8 protein-coding genes, 1 tRNA gene and 2 pseudogenes are annotated in these 16964 nt (G+C 66.2%); 7 read left to right on the top strand and 4 right to left on the bottom strand.

Annotated features, from left to right (window positions below; translation table 11 throughout):
- Nucleotides 1-238 precede the first annotated feature (238 nt).
- A complete protein-coding gene (locus HPY83_14585; protein NPV09170.1) occupies nucleotides 239-4153 on the top strand; it encodes a multicopper oxidase domain-containing protein in 3915 nt (1304 codons plus the stop codon).
- Nucleotides 4154-4162: 9 nt separating this feature from the next.
- Here the strand turns inward: HPY83_14585 and HPY83_14580 are convergent, their stop codons facing one another.
- Entirely contained in the window at nucleotides 4163-4303 is a 141-nt protein-coding gene (locus HPY83_14580; GenBank protein NPV09169.1) for a hypothetical protein, read from the bottom strand.
- 23 nt (nucleotides 4304-4326) lie between these two features.
- Here HPY83_14580 and HPY83_14575 point away from each other — a divergent pair.
- The 3 genes and pseudogenes from HPY83_14575 to HPY83_14565 all read left to right on the top strand — a co-directional run bounded on the left by HPY83_14575 (nucleotide 4327) and on the right by HPY83_14565 (nucleotide 9999).
- Nucleotides 4327-4983: pseudogene (locus tag HPY83_14575) on the top strand (cytochrome-c peroxidase).
- A gap of 1048 nt (nucleotides 4984-6031) precedes the next feature.
- Nucleotides 6032-7702, top strand: coding sequence for a multicopper oxidase family protein (locus HPY83_14570; GenBank protein ID NPV09168.1), 1671 nt, complete (start codon nucleotides 6032-6034; stop codon nucleotides 7700-7702).
- A gap of 737 nt (nucleotides 7703-8439) precedes the next feature.
- Nucleotides 8440-9999, top strand: coding sequence for an FAD-dependent oxidoreductase (locus tag HPY83_14565; protein NPV09167.1), 1560 nt, complete (start codon nucleotides 8440-8442; stop codon nucleotides 9997-9999).
- A 107-nt stretch (nucleotides 10000-10106) separates the two neighbouring features.
- On the opposite strand, the gene HPY83_14560 is transcribed toward HPY83_14565, so the two are convergent.
- Nucleotides 10107-10616 carry a hypothetical protein gene (locus HPY83_14560; GenBank protein NPV09166.1) on the bottom strand — a complete coding sequence of 170 codons (510 nt, stop codon included), beginning with the start codon at nucleotides 10614-10616 and terminating at the stop codon, nucleotides 10107-10109.
- Between the two features lie 401 nt (nucleotides 10617-11017).
- Nucleotides 11018-11093: transfer RNA gene (locus HPY83_14555), tRNA-His, on the bottom strand.
- A gap of 303 nt (nucleotides 11094-11396) precedes the next feature.
- Here HPY83_14555 and HPY83_14550 point away from each other — a divergent pair.
- The 3 genes and pseudogenes from HPY83_14550 to HPY83_14540 all read left to right on the top strand — a co-directional run bounded on the left by HPY83_14550 (nucleotide 11397) and on the right by HPY83_14540 (nucleotide 16042).
- Entirely contained in the window at nucleotides 11397-14495 is a 3099-nt protein-coding gene (locus HPY83_14550; protein NPV09165.1) for a hypothetical protein, read from the top strand.
- A 150-nt stretch (nucleotides 14496-14645) separates the two neighbouring features.
- A pseudogene (locus HPY83_14545) lies at nucleotides 14646-14909 on the top strand (hypothetical protein).
- Between the two features lie 308 nt (nucleotides 14910-15217).
- Nucleotides 15218-16042: a sugar phosphate isomerase/epimerase gene (locus HPY83_14540; GenBank protein NPV09164.1), complete on the top strand. Its 825-nt coding sequence runs from the start codon at nucleotides 15218-15220 to the stop codon at nucleotides 16040-16042.
- Here the strand turns inward: HPY83_14540 and HPY83_14535 are convergent.
- Nucleotides 16008-16949 carry a DUF1848 family protein gene (locus HPY83_14535; protein ID NPV09163.1) on the bottom strand — a complete coding sequence of 314 codons (942 nt, stop codon included), beginning with the start codon at nucleotides 16947-16949 and terminating at the stop codon, nucleotides 16008-16010. The two genes, HPY83_14540 and HPY83_14535, sit on opposite strands and share 35 nt — an antisense overlap.
- Nucleotides 16950-16964 lie beyond the last annotated feature (15 nt).

Genomic DNA, 16964 nt, shown 5'->3' with positions numbered 1-16964 from the left:
AGAAGCCCTTACAGACTGGCCCCGCCTGGTGTGTTACCCTGACTTGGCGACAGCATCGGCCGAGCCCGGCCCATGCCTAGCGGCGGGACCGACCCCTGACCCACTCCGGCAACACCTGGAGCTAGGCAGGGACCGAACCGGAGGTGGGAGATGTAGCCGCGCACGAGAGAGGTCCGCTATCCTCAGCTCTTTCCCAGTTGGTCTACACAGTCGGTAACTCAGTTAGGAGGAAACGCAGATGGTCACCCGCAGACAAGTGTTGAAGGGCGCCCTCGCCAGTGGCGTGGGTCTGGTTCTGCCCTTGAAGGGCCTCACGGCCACCGTCCAGGCACAGGGACAGGGCACTGGTCCGGGGGAGCTGCCTCCCGGCATCCTCAAGCGCCCGGTGACCCCCGCCGACCGGATGAAAGCGGCCGCGAACGCGCGGGCGGCCGGTCTTGAGCCTGGTGTGGCCATGGCCGACATGGTAATGCCCATGCCCGGGGACCCGCCCCACTACTTCGGGCCTTTCCCCAACTACGCCAACAGCCCCATGCCGCGGGGCGCAGTCTCTGAGATCACCGTCGAAGACGGCGGCAGCGGCTACGTCGCGCCCACCGTCACCATCTCGGATGTATACGGGACCGGCTCCGGCGCCACGGCCGAGGCGGTCGTTGCGGGCGGCATCATCGAAGCCATCAACATCACCAACCCGGGCAGCAACTACAGCGCCCCCTACGTGACCATTGAAGACGACGAGGGCCAGGGAGCCTACGCCACTGCCACCATTGGTGGCACGCTGGAGGGCGGTATCAAGAAGTTCGTGGACTCGCTCGCCCTCCCGAACCAGACCAACACGCTGGGCCAGATGATCCCGGTGGCAGTGCCACAGACGGTCACCTACTCCGGACAGGAAGCCGACTACTACGAGATCGGCTTGGTACAGCACTCACAGAAACTTCACACCGACCTGCCGCCAACGACGCTCCGCGGGTACGTGCAACTCTCTACCGAGGCCGTGCCCGGCGCTCAAGTTTCCCTGACCTATCCTGACGGCAGCCTCATCCTGAAGCCGGACGGGAACCCGGCTCTCGGCGTCACCGCACCTCACTACCTTGGCCCCCTGATCATCACTCAGCGGGACCGCCCGGTCCGCATCCGGTTCTACAACCTGCTGCCGAAGGGCATGGACGGGGACCTCTTCATCCCGGTGGACACGACCGTCATGGGCGCCGGCCACGGCCCCACGGGCGGCATGTACAACCAGAACCGCGCCACCGTCCACCTCCACGGGGCCTTCGTCCCCTGGATCAGCGACGGCACTCCGCACCAGTGGACCACTCCGGTGGGAGACGCGGCTGACTACCCCAAGGGCGTGAGCGTGTATAACGTCCCTGACATGCCGGACGGCGGCCCCAACCCGCCTCAGGGCGTGCTGACCTTCTACTACAACAACGCCCAGAGCGCGCGGCTCCAGTTCTACCATGACCACGCCTGGGGCATCACCCGCCTCAACGTGTACGCCGGGGAGGCGGCGGGGTACATCATCCGCGACCAGGTCGAGAGGGACCTGATCGAAGGCTCCAACGACTCCGGCGTCAACCCTGGCGGGGTCTCAGTGATCCCCGCAGACGAGATCCCCCTGGTCATCCAGGACAAGACCTTCGTCGATGAACTCACCATCCCCGTTCAGGACCCGACGTGGAGGTGGGGCACCGGTACGATGGACGCCATGGGACACCGAATGCCCAAGACCGGCGACCTGTGGCTACCCAGCGTCTACATGCCCGCCCAGAATCCTTGGGATCCCAGCGGGGCCAGTGCCTTCGGACGCTGGCACTACGGTCCTTGGTTCTGGCCGCCCACTCCCGTCGAGCATCCGCCCATTCCGAACCCGTACTATGACCCGAACAACCCGGACAACCCTTACGAGCCGCCGTACATACCGGACATGCCCGACCCATCCATGGGCATGGAAGCCTTCATGGACACCCCGTTGGTCAACGGCACCGCCTACCCCTATCTGGAGGTGGAGCCCAAGGCCTATCGCCTACGCATTCTGAGCGTGGCCAACGACCGTTTCTTCAACCTGCAGTGGTACGTAGCTGACGAGACGGTCGTCACTTCCGACGGCAGGACCAACACCGAAGTCAAGATGGTCCCGGCTACCATCCCGAACTGGGCCACCGACAACCGCGAGGGCGGCGTGCCCGACCCGGCCACGGCAGGGCCGAACTGGATCCAGATCGGCACTGAGGGCGGCTTCCTCCCGGCGCCGGTCGAGGTCAGGACTCGACCCATCACCTGGCAGACGGACGCCACCCTCTTCAACGTGGGCAATGTCCTCGACCACTCGCTCCTCCTGGCTCCGGCCGAGCGCGCGGACGTGATCGTGGACTTCTCCCAGTTCGCGGGAAAGACGCTCATCCTCTACAACGATGCCCCGGCGGCCTTCCCGGCTCTGGACCCGCGCTACGACTACTACACCGGCCACCCCGACCTCACGGAGACGGGCGGCACGCCGACCACCCAGCCGGGCTACGGCCCCAACATTCGCACCGTCATGCAAGTGAGGGTGGCCAACACGACGCCGGCACCGGCGTACGATGTGAACGCCCTGCGGTCAGCGTGGGCCAAGGGGCCGGGCGACAAGCGCGGCGTGTTCGAGGTGTCGCAGGATCCCATCATCATCCCCCAGGCGGCCTACAACTCGGCCTACGCTGCCAACTTCTCTTCCAGCACTGCCGCCCAGTACGTGCGGATCTACGAATCGTCCAAGAGCATCACTCCGGTCAACCCCGACGGCTCACTGGCGACGGAGCGGACCATCCAGTTCGAGCCCAAGGCCATCCAGGACGAGATGGGCGAGGCCTTCGACAAGGAGTACGGCCGCATGAGCGGCTTCCTGGGCCTGGAGTTGCCTAACACCATCGCCGGGCTGCAGAACTTCATGCTCTACGGCTACTCCAGCCCGCCCACGGACCTGATCCAGGACTCCATGACTCTCCTGGGCACCACCTCTGAGGGCATCCAGATCTGGAAGATCACCCACAACGGGGTAGACACCCACCCGATTCACTTCCACCTCTTCAACGCGCAGCTCATCAACCGGGTGGCCTGGGACAACCTGCTCATGCCGCCCGATCCCAACGAGCTGGGCTGGAAGGACACCGTGAGGGTGAACCCGCTGGAGGATACCATCGTGGCCCTCAAGCCGAAGGTGCCACCCAACACGCCGTTCGAGGTGCCCAACAGCATCCGCCTGATAGACCCGTCCATGCCCGAAGGCATGATGCTGGCGGACGGCTACAAGGACGAGGCCTTCAACCCAGACGCGGAACCGGTGACGGTCATCAACCACTACGTCAACTTCGGCTGGGAGTACGTCTGGCACTGCCACATCCTCAGCCACGAAGAGATGGACATGATGCACTCGCTGGTCTTCGGCGTGGCGCCCAACGCTCCCACCAACCTGACCGTCACCACGACCGGCAACGGCAACAACCAGCGGGCCATCCTGACCTGGACGGACAATGCCTCCACCGAGACCGCCTACATAGTAGAGCGCGCCAACAGTCTTGGCGGACCCTGGGCCACCCTGGCGGTGCTGCCGGCAAACTCGGTGACCTACACCGACACCACCTACCGCTCCAACCAGGGCCCCTTCTACTATCGGGTGATCGCTCGGAACGTGATCGGCGATACCTGGGACTACTCGGACCCGCAGATCAACGAGGTGCCGCCCGGCGGGGGCTTCCCCAACCGAACCATAGACTCGGCACCAGCCGTGGTCGGCGCGCCTATGGGGACCACCACCATCACTTCGATCTCGGTGGTGACCAACCGCAACTCGGCCACCGTGACCCTCAACTGGACCTACGAGCCCAGCGGGGATCAGGCCGGCTTCACCATCCAGCGGGCCCAGAACCCCTCGTTCAGCAATCCGGTAACCACGTTCAGTGCTGCGGCTAACGCCAGGACCTACGTGGACACCTCGGCCAGAGCCAACACCGATTACTACTATCGGATCGCGGCGGTCTACGGCCTGGGCACCGGCGCCTGGTCCAATGTCGTCACCACCATCGGAGCGGCGGCGATGGCTGCCGACCCCGGCGGCGGCGGCTGGACCGGCAACAGTGTCTACCTGCCTCAGGTGCAGACCGGTAACGAGTAGGCTCCGGCCTCACTCCGACTCCCGTTCTGGCACCAACTGCTCGTGGGGGAAGGGAGCGCTCCCTTCCCCCACGAAACGCCGGGCGCTCGCGGCCACCGCGACGCCACCACCCCTGCCCTGAGGGCTCAACGCCCCCAGGGCTCTACGCACCACCTCACCAGCAGGAGGCTGCTATGAGAAAGGCGCTCCCCATCGCCCTAGCTCTCGTCGTCGCCCTGGGCCTCATCGTCCAGGGCAGCCGCTCCACGGCACTCGCTCAAGGTCCGGCACCCGATCCCGAGGCATTGGTAGCCCTGGGCAAGGCCATCTTCTTCGACACGAATCTGTCCAACCCACCGGTACAGTCATGTGCCACCTGCCATGGGCCTGAGGTGGGCTTCACCGGCCCCGACTCCAACGACAACCTGGAGGGAACTGCGTATCCAGGCGCCGTGCCTACTCGCTACGGCAATCGCAAGCCTCCCAGCGCCGCCTATGCCGGCGATGCCCCCGTCCTCTACTACGATGAAGAGCAGCAGCAGTGGTTCGGTGGCCTCTTCTGGGACGGCCGGGCCACCGGTTGGACTCTGGGCGACCCCCTGGCCGAGCAGGCCATGGGTCCGTTCCTGAATCCGCTCGAGCAGAACCTGCCCAATGCCCGCCTGGTGTGTTTGCGGGTAGCGCAGTCCTCCTATGCCGCCCTCTTCAGGGAGGTGTGGGGGGCGAAGTCCCTCGACTGCGCTCGAGACGCACAGGGCGCCTACGAACGCATAGCCCGATCTGTCGCCGCCTACGAACGAAGCGCCGAGGTCAATCCCTTTACCTCCAAGTTCGACCTGTTCTGGGACAACGCCATTGCCGCCGGGAAGGATGTCACTCAGATCAAGTGGAGTGGCGGCATGGGCGGCGGTGGCGGTGGCATGGGTCCCGGTGGCGGTGGCGGTGGTGGCGGTATGGGCCCCGGTGGCGGCGGCGGTGGCGGTGGTGGCGGAGGTATGGATCCCAACAGCTGGCAGAACTTCCGCGGGCTCGGCCTGACCGATAATGAACTGCAGGGCCTGGCCGCGTTCAACGATCCCAGCCGCGGCAACTGCGCCTCCTGTCATTCACTGCAGCCAGGTCCGGACGGCTATCCCCTATTCACCGACTTCGGTTACTACAACCTGGGCCTGCCCAAGAACCCGGACAACCAGTTCTACAGCATGCCCCTACCTTGGAACTCCGATGGGGCGAACTGGATCGACCTAGGGCTAGGTGGCTTCCTGAAGGCAGCCGGTTACCCCGCGGAGGTCTACGAGCCCGAGCTGGGCAAGTTCCGCGTCACCAGCCTACGCAACGTCGACCTGCGGCCTAGCGCGGACTTCGTCAAGTCCTACGGCCACAACGGCTTCTTCAAGAGCTTGGATGGCATGTACGGCATCGTCCACTTCTACGCCTGGCGGGGAATGATGGACGGCAACATGGGTGGTGGTGGAATGGGACCCGGTGACGGGATGGGCGGAGGTGGAATGGGACCCGGAGACGGCATGGAGCAGCCGATGCCCGACCTCTTCCCTGAGCCCGAGCTGGATATGAACCGCGCGGCCTTGCAGCACTTCAGCATGATGGACCGGACGAATATCGAGCTCTTCCTCACGACGCTCTCCGACGGATACTTCGAGAGAGGGCAGCCGGCGCAGGCACTGTCCGGCGTGAGCGTCGACTCGGGCGGGGGCGGCTTCGGCGCGAAGCCGGTCTACCTGCCGCAGGTCCAGTCTGGCCCGTAACTGCTAGGTCAGTGCGCCACGTGGTCTGGGGAGACAACCCTGCCTCCCCGGACCAGACCAGCACCAGAACTCCACTGGGATTGGGTCCACCCCTACGTATCCGACCAGTCAGGACAACACATGGAGGCATACAGTGAGTCGTATTGTTAGTCGCCGTAAGTTCTTGCGTGGTGCTCAGGTGGGCGCCGCCTTCGCGTTGGGTGGCAGCCTGGGGGCGTTCGCCCCTGGGTCCCGGCCGCTCTTGGCCACCGCTGGGGAGCGGCTGGGACCGGCGGCGGTGCCTTCGGCCCCGGCGGTGGCACCCCAGATGGACATGGGACCCTTCGTCCCCGACGCCGAGATCTCCCTCAGCGCCACGGAGAAGTGGGTGCAGATTCTGCCCGGCTCCCAGACCCGAGTGTGGGGGTACGAGGGCCAGTTGCTGAGCGGGTCGGGGGCCACCGTGGAGGCCATCCCGGGAAGCTACCTGGGGCCCATCATCCGGGTGCAGAGCGGCACCAAGCTGCGCCTGCACCTGCACAACAACCTGCCTGAGGAGACCGTCCTTCACCCGCACGGGCTGCGCGTCCCCGAGGACGCCGATGGACAACCCATGCAGGCCTTCGGTCCGGGCGAGACCAAGGTCTACGAGTTCCAGGTCATCGATCCCGCCTGTCCCGCGTGGTTCCACCCTCATCCTCACATGCGCACCGCCTATCAGGTGGCCATGGGCCTGGCCGGGCTCTTCTACGTGACCGATCCGGTGGAGGCGGCAGCCGTGCCGGGAGCCGGCACTGGGGCCAACGACATCCCCCTCGTCATCCAAGACCGCACCTTCGACGCCAGCAATCAGTTTCTCTACCAGCCTCACCACCTGTGGGGCTACCTCGGCGACCGCATCCTGGTAAACGGGCAGCCCGACGCCTCCCTCTCCCTGGAACCCCGCGCCTACCGGCTGCGAGTCCTCAACGGCTCCAACGCCCGCACGTTCAAGCTGGCCTGGAGTAACGGCATGCCCCTGCAAGTCATCGGTACCGATGGCGGGCTGCTGCCGGCCGTGGCCCAACGAAGCTATGTCACCCTCATGCCCGGCGAGCGTGCGGACCTGTGGGCTGACTTCACCGCCTTGGCCCGTAAGCAGGTCGTCCTCCAGAGCCAGTCCTTCGATCCCGGCGGGGGAATGATGGGCGGTGGCGGAGGCGGCGGTGGTGGCATGGGCGGAGGCGGCAGGCACGGCGGCGGAGGCGGTGGTATGGGCGGAGACGGCATGGGATCGGCCCTGCCCAACGGCGCCGCCTTCAACATTCTCACCGTGAATGTCGGTCGCAAGGCCACCACCAAACCGGTTCTGGGGCCACTGCCTGCCCTCCCGGTGCGATGGGATGCCAGCAACGTGGCCAACTTCAGCCAACCTGTCCCCTTCACCCTCGATATGTACATGATGACCTGGTACATCAATGGCCGGCTCTATGAGATGATGGCCGTCGCCGAGGACGAGATGGTCTACAAGGACGTCCCCATCGCCTGGGAGTGGATCAACAACGGTCCTATCCCTCACCCCATGCACATCCACAACGTCCAGTTCCAGGTGGTGGGGCGGACGCCGACGTCGGCCCTCAGCAGCTACGCCACCGTCAACCAGGGCTTCGTGGACAGCGGTTGGAAGGACACCGTAACCGTCTGGCCCGGCGAGCGCGTCAAGATAGCCATGAACTTCGGGCCGCATACAGGAATGTATATGTACCACTGCCACATCCTCGAGCACGAGGACATGGGCATGATGCGCAACCTCATGATCATGGACCCCACGATGCCGGGCATGTAGCCGGCGGTTCCGAGGACGGGCCGCGCGGCACTCTTCCACGCGTGGCCCGTCTCCCTCTGGCCTCCGGTCACCCGACAGCGCCTGGGTCCGCCCTTCCCTGCCGGGCCAGACCATAGACGGGCTGGTGGCAGCGGCACTAGCCGAAGGCCAGATGTCGCCGAGCAAGCGCCCACTCACTGCCGCGCTGGCGGCTCCGGTGTTGCCGCCCGTCATCCTCCGGGGTAGCACGCCCAAGGGTGCTCGTCCGATCGCCGCCCTTGACATGGGAGCACTGGCCCTTGGGGACCAGAGGCAGCGCCAGCCCCTAAGGCAGCCGCTGCTCCATCGCGGCCCACCCGACCGGGCCGCGCACTCTGGGTGCGCTGCCGCTCCGCCGTCAGCCCGTAGCTTCCGAGACCCACTCCCGCTTTTCTCGCCGTGTGTTCGCCCCTGCGACAACGCTGCTTACGCTGCCCTTAACCCCGTTCTTATGCCCGATTAACGGCCTCTTTATGATCTGCCCTCCTCAGTGGTGGTATAGTGAGGACGTCGCCCACTGTGAAGGACTTCACAAGTCCGTGGGATTCGCTCGGATTCGGCGCGGCGTGACGAGAGCGTGCCCCAGCGTTCTTGCCACGCTGTCCCGCTAGACCGCTGGTGGCCGGATGTAGCCTGAGCGCACCAGCGCCAGTCTCAGGCCCGGTGTTTGTCTCTCGGGCGGCCGTGGTGGCCGCCACAACTACAAGGAGGTAAGCGAAATGCCCAGCCAGAAGCGCACTACTCGAAGGGGACTACTCAAGAGTGCCGCCGTCACCGCCGGCGCCGCTGCCGCCGCCTCGCTCCCGCTCGGCGCTGCCGCCCAGGAGGAAGGCCGTTCCGAGGAAGCTGATATCGTCGTGGTCGGCATGGGCTTTGCCGGAATGGTGGCGGGGCTCAAGGCCGCCCAGTTGGGAGCGGACGTGGTCATCATGGACAAGATGCCCGCTGGCGACTGGATCGGCGGCAGCATGATGCTGTCCGGGCAGTCTATCCATGTGGCCGGCTCGAGCCCCATGCTTCCCGAGGAGGAGCTTAGGGAGATCATAGCCACCCGGACCGCCGGCCGGCCCCAGCAGCCCTATGCTGAGCTGATCGACGCCTATTTGGGCAACGTGAAGCGCGGCATGGCGTGGCTCATGGAGCTGGGGGTCGAGTTCGAAGAGGAACCCGGTCAGGAGAGACGGATCAAGCCGGCCAAGGTCGGCAGCTTCGCCTGGGGTAACCTCAAGCCCGGGGCGCCGGGTGACTACCGTCAGTTCGGCGGGTACAAGACCGCCAGGCTCCTGGAGTCAGCTCTCAAGGATGCCGGTGCCCGCATCATGTATGAGACCAAGGCGCACAAGCTCCTGACCGACGAGACGGGCGCCGTTGCCGGCGTGCTGGCCACCGACCCGGATGGGGCCATTGAGATCCGAGCCAAGGCCACCATCCTGGCCACCGGCGGCTTCGCCCGCAACCGCGAGATGTCGGCGAAGTACATGGGACCTCATGGGGAGGAGATCCCAGTTCAGGCCTGCCCCGGCGCCACCGGCGACGGCCACCGCATGGCTCTGGAAGTGGGCGCCGCCATGAAGAACATGTCCTACTCCTACTGGTGGCCTTGTCCGGCAGTGGTGGAGGAGGACGAATGGCACGATGCGCTGGGGTTCTACAACATTGATATCGCCGGCACCCAGGGCATCATGGTAATCGAGACGGGCGAGCGCTACTGCGATGAGTCCCTGGGCCGCTTCACCTACGGGGCCGAACTCTTCCGCACCGGCCGCGTCAAGGGCCTCATGGTCATTGACGACACCATCGCCAAGATGGACGTCGTCGCCCCCGTGCTCGAGGAGTTGGTGTCCTATGGCGGCACGCTCTACAAGGCCGACACCATTGAGGATCTAGCCGCCCAGGCCGGTGTGGCCCCGTACCTGGCCACCACGGTGGCCGAGTTCAACCAGGCCGTGGATGATGGGAGCATCGCCACCGCCCGCATCCCCAAGACGAGCAAGATCAACAAGATCGAGACGCCGCCCTTCTATGGCATCCCATACATCATGGGGACCCTCTTCCACTACGGCGGCCTGCAGGTCAACACCAAGGCGGAGGTGCTGGACAACGACAAGAACCCCATCCCCGGGCTCTACGCCATCGGGGAGTTGATCGTCGGCGCCCTCAGCGGCGGAGCGGACAACCCGTACGGCGCCTACACCGGCATCCTGGCCGGGGGCTGCCTGACGTTCGGCATACTCGCGGCCGAGGCAGCGGCAGAGCGTGCCGGGGTAACGGAAGCATAGGCCCACCCGGGGCTCAGTCGGTTACGCCCGCCCACGTTGTGCTGGCCTAAAGAAGGTGAGCCCAGAGGCTCGGGCTCACCTTCGGTTTTCCCTATCCTCTTCCCTCGCTACCCGCCCACGGCCTCCGCCATGGCATTGGCGAATTGCTCGGCGACCTCCCCATCCTGCGCCGTGACTAGCTTATCGTCAACCTCCAGCGGCCTGCCCGTGAACCGCACGCCTCGTCGGTGCAGGAAGTCTGCCCAGTCCGTGGGGGCTGTCACTCTCTTCTTCTTCAGGGCATCGGCCAGAGCCAAGAGCACTACCGCCTCTCCCGTAGCCCCGACAGCCTTGTAGGAGATGTCCTTGGCCAGCTTGCGAGCATCCTGGTCGTCCAGGAAAGTGCGGACCCCTTCCCCGCCCAGGAACACGTAGCCGTCGTACTGGTAGGTCTTGATGTCGCGCAGCCGCAACTCGACCGGAACCGACGACCCGTCCGTGGCCTCCGCCGACCCCGGGAACAGCCCCGCCGTAACCACCTTGTGGCCTCGCCGCTCCAGCGTGTGACGCAAGGTCCGGTAAGTGTTGGCGTCGAAGCCGCGGTAGGGAAGAACGATAACTACCTTCTTCTGCGCCATGGTCGCCTAGCCCTCCCACTGCTAGGAAGTGAGATCTTGGAAGCCGGCAGTCCGGCACCTCCCTTAATAGCACAGCGGGCCAGAGGCAGCAAAGGGACGGCAATAGGTCAGGGTCAGCGGCCGGACGCGCTCTGGTCCCCCGTTCGTGGGAGGCGGGCCGCGCTCTTCCCCTGATCCGTCGGCACCCTTCCTGCAAATGACTCTGCACGGACGAGTGGTAGAGCGACTTCATCCGCTCTTACCATATTCTTATACTTGCACGCCTCTCATCTAATCACTTGCGCCTAGACTGAGAGCGTTGCATAAGCAGGTGGCGTCAGCGAGACTGAACGACAGCGGAAGGAACGCACGGCGCCCACGCAGAAAGACAAAGCGGCCGGACCTCCAGCGATCCAGCCGCCTGGGGTGAGCGATGGGATTCGAACCCACGGTCTCCTGGGCCACAACCAGGTGCCTTGACCACTCGGCTACGCTCACCTCGAACTTAAGTCATTGTACGCCAGCAGAAGGGCTGGCGCAAGCGGGCCCGAGAGGCTCGCCACCGCAATGAGGCAGGCTGAGTGAAGAACGCTCCAAGCGAGTGGTTCGCGTCAGTCCGGCTGACGCTGACGGTCGGGAGCGGATGGGTTCGTCGCATCCGAGCCCGTCGCTCTGGGCCCAGAGTCCGGGCTGAGACCTACAAGCGATGGTATACCGAGGCTGTGATCCCGTGACTGTGAACGGCCGCGCGCCAGCCGAAGTCCGAGTCGACATAGACGGCGGCGGAGGGGTGTTCAGGCCATGAGTGCCCCCAACGCAAGGACCAGGTTGGGGGTAGCCCTAGCGCTGGTGATGTGGGCCATTGCTTCGCTGCCCGTCACCGCTGCTCCAGCCGTTGCGTCCTCTGCCGCTCTCGCTATGTCCGCGCGAGGGCCCGAGGGGCTCGAGTTGGAGCTATCCATCCCGCCTGTCGAACTGGGCATCCTGCCGTACGAGGACCGCTCCTACACCTCGGTATCCGTACCCGGACTGGTCTCCGGTGGAGAGCCCGGCCAGCCGGAGTTGCCCCTGCTCAGCGCCCGCGTAGTGGTCCCGCACGGAGTCGACGTCGCCCTAGAGGTGCTGGCAGAGCAGACTGAGACGGTGCCCCTATCGGCCCCGCTGCTCCCTGCCCCCCGGCTGTGGTCCGAGGCAGGCGTCCCTGGGGCGAGCTGGATGTCTCGGTATGTCCGCGAGGAGGGTCCTGCCTACCATCAGCAGGACACCTTCCCGGCCGACTTGTGTCGCATCACGGCGGACGACGTGGTTAGGGAGTGGCGCCTCCTGCAAATAAGCTGCAGCCCGGTGCGCTACCGGCCCAAGGACAACCTGCTGGCGGTCACCCGCAGCGCCCGCTTGGCGCTCCGGTACCCCAATCCAGCCTCCGGCGAACCGCCGCTGTCGGCCCAGGCCCCCGGCCCCTTCAGGGACGTGCTCGCCGCCGCCGTGCTCAATCCCGACGGCCTGGCCAGACACCGGGGCGCCAGTTCGCCCCTCGTTGCCGCCAGCCTCCCGGAGCCCTTGGGCCGTTACCGGCTTATGGTGCCGGAAGAGGGCATCTACGGCGTCACCTACGAGGACCTGCGTGCTGCCGGGCTGGACCTGGCCGGGGTATCGTCCGCCAGCCTGCGCCTGTTCCAGGGGACGCAGGAAGTGGCCATCCTGGTGCAGGACACCGACGGTACTTTCGGTCCTGGCGATCGCTTCCTCTTCTATGGTCGGCAGCGCCAAAGCCCCTACGGCACCACCAATTCCTACCTCCTCGACTGGGGAGGACCGCTAGGGCTCCGCGTCCAGAGCCGGCCCGTCAGTGCTCCCAGGGGCGAGACCACCTATCTCGTCGCCGACGCTCTCCTGCGCAATTACGACCCTCGCTATCCTGACCCGTGGCGCAGCGAATGGGCCGACGTCAATCTCTACGATCCGGTGTACTCCGAGGTGGCCGAGGATGGGCACTTCTATGCTGGGTCCCTGGCCACCGTCTCACCGGCGGACATGCCCGATCAGGAATGGTTCGCTGCTTCGCTGCCCGCGATCGTGGGAGGCCAGGGAACCCTGTCTGTCACCCTGAGGGGCACGACCGACAGCCCCCATCTGATCCAGTTCCACTTCGGGCTGACCAGCACGGCCGAGAGCCCCTACTCCATCGCTCTGCCCCTCGTGGCCCAGAAGAGACCGGGAGCGACCACTGTCGCCGCTCAGAGCCCCGAACCTCCCTACACCTCCCTGGGCCCTCGGACCTGGACGGGGGCTGTGCCGGCGACGTTCAACTTCAGTGTTCCCGTCACCGACGGTCTGCACCTGCTGAGGCTCACGCTGCCCGGCCAAAGCGACGGCGCTGCCGGTCTGATTCCCGAGCGCGCTCAGGTGGTCTCCCCTCGGCTGACCTACCCCATCGGCCGGGCGGTCGCCGGAAGCACTGTGGGTCGCGGCCAGGCAGGTTCTCACACCTACCGGGTAGCCGGCTTCGGCTCATCCGACCTGATAGTATGGGACGTGAGCGACCCGGCTCTGCCTGTGGCTCTCGCCGGGGTCAGCGCCGAGCCGGCCGGCAAGGGTTGGCGGGCCGCCTTCGCCGACAGCACTGGCACTGCCGCCACCTACGCAATCACCGCCACTACCGCGCTGAAGCAGGTGTCATCCGTTGCTCGGTTGAGCCCGGTGGCCCTGGAACCTGCGGCCCAGTACCTGGTGGTGACCCATCCGAGCTTCGTCCAGGCAGCCCAGGCGCTGGCTCAGCATCGTCAGAAGGCCTCCGGTCTCACCACGCGCGTGGTCACCACGCAGGCCATCTACGACCGGTATAGCAGCGGCATGCTGGACCCCGAGGCCATCCGCTCCTTCGTGCACCAGGCCTACGACTCCTGGCGCGACCCACTGGGCGAGCATCTGCTCACCTACCTGGTGCTGGTGGGCGATGGCTCGTACGACTTCAAGAACCGCCTGAACCACGGGCTGGCCAACTATCTGCCCCCTTACCTCGGCGAGGACTTCGACCCCAACTGGGGTGGCCAGGCCGCTTCGGATCACCTGTTCGCCAACCGTCGCAGCGCGCCTCCTAGCGTCTTGGTCGGCCGAATCCCGGTCCGATCCCCAGCCGAGGCCATGGCTGTAGTGGAGAAGGTGGCCCGATACGAGAACGACGGGCTGGCAGTGTGGGACCGAGCTCTATTCGCCGCCGACGATCCCGACCTGCGGGACTATGGTACCGGCGCCCCTATCAACTACGGCTTCGATGAGATGGCCGAGTCGGCCCTGGCAGTGGTGGCCGCCGATGAGCGCATGGCCCACGCCGACTTACGACGCGTCTACCACTCCGCAGTGGAGACGGCCGCACCCGGCTTCTACCACAACGAGAGCGACGCCGGGACCCGGGCTCTGCTCGAGGTCTGGAGAGCGGGATCACTGCTCACCTACTACGCCGGCCATAGCCAGTTCTGGGGGTGGGCCTTCCCCAAGCTGTTCCATTCCGAGGACATCGAGGCGCTCGGCCCCACCCCCTTGACCGTGCTCCTCTCTATGACCTGCTTTACCGGCGTCTTCTATCATCCCAATGCTCCCAGCCTAGACGAGGCCTTGCTTCTGGCGCCCGACCGGGGCACAATAGCGTCTCTCTCGCCGTTGAGCATGGGCAGCGCCGCCGGGCACCGGCAGATGCAGTCAGCCGTCATTGCGACGCTGCTACAGGGGGGCTCTATCGGCGAAGCTATGCTGGCGGGTAAATTGGCCCTTGGGCCGTTGCATCGCGACCTGGTGGATACGTACGGCGTGTTGGGAGACCCTGCTCTGGGCCTGCCACCCACGCCGGCTTCGACCCTCAGGTGGGCCATGTTGCCCATGGTAGCACGCAACGCCGGCTAGAGCCGGCAGACAGCAACTCTCATTACTACCCAAAGGAGATTCCGCATGCGACCGAGGCACGCCCTGCTACTGCTCGCCGTCCTGATGCTCATCCTCTCTGCCGGCAGCCTCGCCCTGGCCGACGACGCGTCGGCGCTGTCCGCAATGGGCGAGACGCCCACCGTGACCCCCTCGCCTCCGCCCCCGACAGATACGCCCGTGCCTACCGACACCCCGATACCGACAGACACTCCGGTTCCTCCGACAGATACACCCATCCCGCCCACCGACACACCGGTGCCAACCGATACCCCGGAGCCAACCGGCACTCCGGTTCCTCCGACGGACACGCCCGTCCCACCCACCGAGACACCGGTGCCGGCGCCCACCGAGGTGCCTAGCACACCAGTGCCCCCAACCGCCACGCCCCAGCCCGAAGCTCCCACTGCCACTGCCACACCCGTTCCGGCTCTGCCCACGACCGGTGACGGCGGCTCTGGCCTCTGGGCGGCGGCGCTGATGGCCGCGGGGCTCCTGCTCGCGGGCGGCGGAGGGCTGGCGCTCTGGAGGCTGGTCGCACATCGCCGAACGGCCGCCTGAAGCCGGCCGGGCCCGTAGGGCCCAAACCGAATCCCAGGACCCGTGGTCGGTGTCCGCCGGCCGCCTCGGTGAAGCTCACTGCATGAGTGATGGCCCCGGGTGGCCACGTCCTCGGTTGCCCGGGGCCATGCAAGGGGGTCAGCATGCAAGGATGCATTAACCAGGCCACCACCATGACCACTGACCTTGAGACTGATTTGCGCGCCTACGCCGAGGCGGGGTTTGAGTCAGTGGAGCTCTGGCTGGCCAAGCTGGAAGCCTACCTGGCCGACGGTGGCAGCCTCGACAGGGCTCAGGACCTGCTGCGCCGCCTCGGCTTGCGCGCTGTCGCCGCCTGCGCCCAGGGCGGCTGTCTTCTCTCTTCGGGCGCCGAGCGACGACGAATCCTGGACCAATTGCGCCATCGCCTGATGCTGACCCGGGCCCTGGGCGCCGATACCCTGGTGGTGTTCTCCGAAAGCCCCGAGGAGGCCAGCCTCTCCGCCTACGAGACGGCGGCCGCCAACCTGGCCCAGGTGGCCGACCTAGCGGCGCAACAGGAAGTCAGCATCGCACTGGAGTTCATCAAGGGGAGCCGACTGGTCGGATCGCTGCCGACGGCTCAGGAGCTGGTCCGGCGGGCGGATCGAGCCAATCTGGGGGTGCTCTTTGACACCTTCCACTTCTATGCCGGCATCAGCAAGATGGCCGACCTAGAGGACATGGATGCAAGCCTGCTGGCACTGGTGCACGTCAACGATGTCGGCAATCTGCCCCGAGAATCCTGGACTGACCGGGATCGAGTGCTACCGGGCCAGGGGGTCCTGCCTCTGGTCGAGATGCTGGGGCTGATCCAGAGCAAAGGGTACGAGGGCTACTGCTCCGTCGAGGTCTTCAGCCGCGACCTGTGGGAAGACGACCCCTTCACCGTAGCCCGCCTGGCCCACGACTCACTCACCCAGCTGCTCGCGGGACTCTCTCCTCGCTAGCACGCGGCGAGCCGGGCGTCACAGGAGGAGAGGGGGAGAGGGGGTGACGCGGAGAGGGGGAGACTGCCCCCAGCTCGTCTCCGTGCCTCCCCCTCTCCTCGTCTCCGTGTCTCCCTCTCCGGGGGTTGGCGTAGCAGTAGAGGCAGCCGTTGGGGCAACGCATGTCGTAGGAGCCGATGTCTACGCTCGGGGTGCACCGGCAGGCGGCGCGCTGGCCTCGATCCTTGCCGGTGGGTGCAGGCAGCCTCCGCGGGTGCAACCGGCTCAGCTCGGCCCCATCAATGCAGCCCGCCGGGATGACTCCGGCGGGGGCCAGCTCCGGCTGGCAACACCCGAGCAGCGACAGCCCCAACGCCTTCGCCCTCATCACTAGGTCTGCCGCCATCGCCAGCTTCTCGCCAGGCGACGGGTCGTGCCATTCCACCCCTCGCCCCTTCATCTTGGCGTACACGGTGGCGAACGACAGCCGCACGCTACTCAGCCCAGCGCGGGCGCATGCGGCTAGCACCGCGTCCGCCCGATCCAAGTTGCTCACCACCCGGTCGCCCTCGACCCAATGAACGATGGGATCGAACCGGACGGTCAGCCTTTTCGCGCCCAGCCAAGCCACCAGGGGGCCGAGCTGGGCCAGCACCACCTCCGGCGGAGGGACGCCGGGCTCGAGCCGCGAGCCGCCCAGCCCGGTCACCGTCAGCTGGCAGCACACCTGCTCGTACTGCTCAAGGGCCGTCCTCAGGCCATGTTCGTCTCGGAGGAGAGGGCCAAAGTCCTTCGACAGGAGAACCATGGTGTGTACCCGGTCGGGCGCCAGGTCAACCTGCCGCGCCTCACCGGAGTAGGGCTGTCTCACCACGGCCTGGCCCGCCCGGACGGCGCGGGCCAGCCACTCGGTGTAGCATCCCGGCAAGTCGGTCCGCCTGGA

The organism is Anaerolineae bacterium, from assembly GCA_013178015.1.
GTDB lineage: Bacteria > Chloroflexota > Anaerolineae > DRVO01 > DRVO01 > Ch71.
Note: the sequence above shows the minus strand (reverse complement) of the source record. Positions and strands in the feature narration are given on the sequence as shown.

Bases quoted from the DNA above. Each gene is read 5' to 3' on its own strand.
- HPY83_14540 (NPV09164.1), top strand. From the start codon at position 15,218: ATGCAAGGATGCATTAACCAGGCCACCACCATGACCACTGACCTTGAG.
- HPY83_14565 (NPV09167.1), top strand. From the start codon at position 8,440: ATGCCCAGCCAGAAGCGCACTACTCGAAGGGGACTACTCAAGAGTGCC.
- HPY83_14585 (NPV09170.1), top strand. From the start codon at position 239: ATGGTCACCCGCAGACAAGTGTTGAAGGGCGCCCTCGCCAGTGGCGTG.
- HPY83_14550 (NPV09165.1), top strand. From the start codon at position 11,397: ATGAGTGCCCCCAACGCAAGGACCAGGTTGGGGGTAGCCCTAGCGCTG.
- HPY83_14560 (NPV09166.1), bottom strand. From the start codon at position 10,616: ATGGCGCAGAAGAAGGTAGTTATCGTTCTTCCCTACCGCGGCTTCGAC.